Annotated in this window: 2 protein-coding genes; one reads left to right on the forward strand and one right to left on the reverse strand. The window is 69.8% G+C overall.

Annotation, left to right across the window (positions count from 1 at the left end; all coding sequences use genetic code 11):
- Window positions 1-465: 465 nt before the first annotated feature.
- Window positions 466-1,218 carry a copper homeostasis protein CutC gene (locus MR825_RS09670; protein ID WP_186907153.1) on the reverse strand — a complete coding sequence of 251 codons (753 nt, stop codon included), beginning with the start codon at window positions 1,216-1,218 and terminating at the stop codon, window positions 466-468.
- Between the two features lie 85 nt (window positions 1,219-1,303).
- Here MR825_RS09670 and MR825_RS09675 point away from each other — a divergent pair, with 85 nt between their 5' ends.
- Window positions 1,304-3,487, forward strand: coding sequence for a transglutaminase-like domain-containing protein (locus MR825_RS09675; protein WP_287880446.1), 2,184 nt, complete (start codon window positions 1,304-1,306; stop codon window positions 3,485-3,487).
- The last annotated feature ends 13 nt before the right edge of the window (window positions 3,488-3,500 follow it).

Below are 3,500 nucleotides of genomic sequence, written 5' to 3' on the forward strand. Positions count from 1 at the left end.
TCCCTTTTGCCTCGGCATGACTCTTTTCCCCGCTTTCCCGTCATCATGCCTTCATTTTATCAGCTCAACTGTCCTATTTTCAGGTCTTGGCCCTGGCTGACTAAAAGGGATAACCATTTCTAAAAATAAAGCTCCGCCCCCGGTTCAGGGGCGAAGCATTGATTACTCCGCGGTACCACCCTGATTCGCGCCCCAATCGCCGGGCGCGCCTCATTGCATCCGATAACGGGGATGGGACGGCCTGCTCGTCGCAGGCGGCTCGGAGGCGGCCGCAGGGTTCGCGTGGCCGAGGGGCTTCCACCGTCTCCCTCTCGCTTTGGGCTGCAAAACCAAGCTCTTCTCGTCAAAGCCTCAATTATTTTATCATAAAATCGCAGCTTGTCAATCCCCTGCGGAGGAGTCCCGGCGGGGATGCGGCGCCCCGCAAAGCCCGGTCGGAGCGGCGGCAGGGGGCGAAACAGAGTCTCACTCCCGGGCCAGAGCGGCCAGAGCGGCCAGACGCCGTACGGCGCCGGCGTCGGTGGCGGGGTATTCTTCCTCCGGCGGACAGGCCCCGCCGCTGAAATGGACGCAGGGATTATGCGTGGCCGAGCGGTCGAGCCGGGCGGTCTTCAGGGAGGCATGGAGCTGACGGCAGCCGGTGCGCTCCAGCAGCCAGGCGGCGTTGTTCAGCCGCACGCCGCAGCCGGGCAGGATCTCGATCCGTCCGGCCGCGTATTCCCGCATGGCGCGTATGGTGTCCGCCCCCTCCGGGGCGGTGGGGGCCTGCCCGCTGGTGAGCACCCGCGTCACGCCCAGCGCGCACAGGGCCTCCAGCCCGGCCCTCCAGTCCGGGACCACGTCGATGGCGCGGCTGAACACGCTTTGCCGCGTGCCGATCACTTCCAGCATGGCCTGGCAGCGGCGCACGTCCACCGTGCCGTCCTCATGAAGAAAGCCGAAGACGATGCCGTCCGCGCCCGCGTCCAGCAGGCGTCGGGCGTCCAGCAGCATGGTGCAGAATTCCTCCTGCGTATAACAGAAGCCGCCTTCCCGGGGGCGCACCATGGCCATGAGCTCCACCTGCGCCGTCCGGGCCAGCTCCAGCGCGCCCAGGCTTGGGGTCAGCCCGCCCAGGAACAGGGCGGAATTCAGCTCCACCCGGTCGGCGCCGGCTCCGGCGGCTGCCAGGACGTCTCCCGCAGAGCCGCAGCAGATCTCGATCTTGATCTCGTCCATAGACTTCCCTCCGGATCGTCTGAGGTTTCCTCTATTCTACCACAGTATTTTGTGATATCATAGCACGGATATAAGGAGTGATACCATGGATGAATTGTCCTTCCTGCAGACGGCCCTGCCGGAGGATTGGGCGGCCTATCCCCGCGCCCTGATGGAGGCGTTGGCACAGCACGCCGCCCGCCTGCGGCGCACCGTGCCCTGGTGCGCCGCGCTGAGCGAGGAGGCGTATCAGCAATATGTCCTCTGTCCCCGGGTCAATGATGAGGATCTGTCCGACCACCGCGCCCTGTTCCATTCCCTGCTGTGGGAGCGGGTCAGGGGCCTGGACGAGGAGGAGGCGGTGCAGCAGGTCAACTGCTGGTGCCAGGAGCACGCTTCTTACCAGGCACAGGACGGGCGGACCGCCTCTCCGCTGACCGTGTTCCGCTGCGGAAGCGGACGCTGCGGGGAGGAATCGGCCTTTCTGGTGGCCGCGCTGCGCAGCGTGGGCCTGCCCGCCCGGCAGGTGTACGCCCCCCGCTGGTCCCACTGTGACGACAACCACGCCTGGGTAGAGGTGCTGTGCCATGGCCGCTGGCGTTTTCTGGGCGCCTGCGAGCCGGAGCCGGTGCTGGACCGGGGCTGGTTCAACACCGCCGCCTCCCGGGCCATGCTGGTGCACAGCCGCACCTTCGGCCCGGCGGAGGACACAAAGCTCCACGGCCCGGCGCTGGACCGGCAGGGGCAGGCGGTGCGGCATAATCAGACCGCCCGCTACGCCCCGGTGAAGACCTACACCTTCCGCACCCAGCCCGGTGCGAAGGTGTCCCTGGAGATCCTGAACGAGTCCCGCCTGATCCCCATCGCCCAACTGGAGACGGATGCGGGCGGGCGCGTACAGGTGGAGCTGGGGATCGGGGACGTGCACGTCTCCGCCGTCCGGGACGGATGGTATGCCGAAACGCTCTGCCGCGGCGCGTCGGAGGACGGGGCCGTTCTGGCGCTGGCCCCGCCGGAGGACCCGGCGCAGGGCTGGACGGAATTTACCTTCCGCGCCCCCGCGCCCGTCCCTCCCGTCCCGCTGACCGGGGCGCAGAAGCAGGCGCGCGCACGGGTCCGCGCCCGGGGCGACCGGCTGCGGCAGAAACGGCTGGCGGGTTTCTACGACCCGGAGCAGGCCGGGCGCTGTCCCGGCTGTGAAGACCTGCTGCGGGAGGCGCGGGGCAACTTTGCCCAGATCCATGCCTTTTTGACCCGGGACGCCGACCCCCTGCGGGAGGCCCTGCTGCGGGCGCTGTCCGCCAAGGACCTGCGGGACGCCCCGGCGGACCTGCTGGAGCATCATCTCCGCCGGGCCGCCCCCTGGGCCGGACGGTTTCCGCAGGAGGTCTACGTCAGCGCGCTGCTCAATCCACGGGTCGCCCTGGAACGGCTCACCGACTGGTCGATGCCCCTGCCCGGAGCGGTGGGCGCGGTGGCCCGCCTGCGCGGGCGCGGCGTGCCGTCCCGTCTGCGCCCGCGGGACGGCGTGGTGGAGATATGGCGGGAGGGGGCCTTTACGCCCTTCCGGGCGGAGCAGACCGGACAAGCCGTCTTCCTGCGCCGGGCCGGCGAAGAGCCGCTGTACCGCCGGAACTGGTCGCTCTCCCGCTGGGCGGGAGACGGCTGGCAGGACCTGCTGTTTTCCGACGGGGAGTGGCAGGGGGCGTTCCTGCCCGCGCAGCTGACCGCGGGGCGGTATCGCATCCTGACGGCCCTGCGCCTGCCCTCCGGGGACCAGTTTGCCGCCCGGCGGACGTTCTTACTGGCGCCGGGGGAAGAAAAAGAGATCGCTCTGTACCTGCGCGGCTGCGAGACGGCGGACCTGATCGCCCCGCGGGCGCTGCCCCTGGTGGATGGGCGGCCCCGGGCGGGGCGCTGCGCGCTGCTCTTCTGGCTGGAGGAGGGGGCGGAGCCCACCGAGCACCTGCTCAACGAACTCACGGCAGCCGGGACCGCGCTGCGCGCCCTGCCGGCGGAGCCGGTGTTTTTCCTGCGCAGGCGCGGGGCGGAGCGTCAGCGTACGCTGCGCGCCCTTTTGGCGGGCTGGCCGGGGGCCCGGCTGGAGTACCCGGAGGACTGGGACGATCAGGTGGAGAGCCTGGCCCGCTGCCTGGACTGCGACCCGGAGCGTCCGCCGCTGACGGTGGTATGCACCCGGGACGGACGGGCGGCCTACGCCGCCAGCGGCTACCGGGTGGGGGAGGGGGATCTGCTGCGCCGCATCGCGGCCCTCCTGTGCGGGAGCTGAGCGGAGGCGGGGC

Origin of the sequence: Lawsonibacter sp. (assembly GCF_022777125.1) — a bacterium.
GTDB classification, from domain to species: Bacteria; Bacillota; Clostridia; order Oscillospirales; family Oscillospiraceae; genus Lawsonibacter_A; species Lawsonibacter_A hominis.

Coding starts and splice junctions, on each gene's coding strand:
- MR825_RS09670 (WP_186907153.1), bottom strand. CDS start 1,218: ATGGACGAGATCAAGATCGAGATCTGCTGCGGCTCTGCGGGAGACGTC.
- MR825_RS09675 (WP_287880446.1), top strand. CDS start 1,304: ATGGATGAATTGTCCTTCCTGCAGACGGCCCTGCCGGAGGATTGGGCG.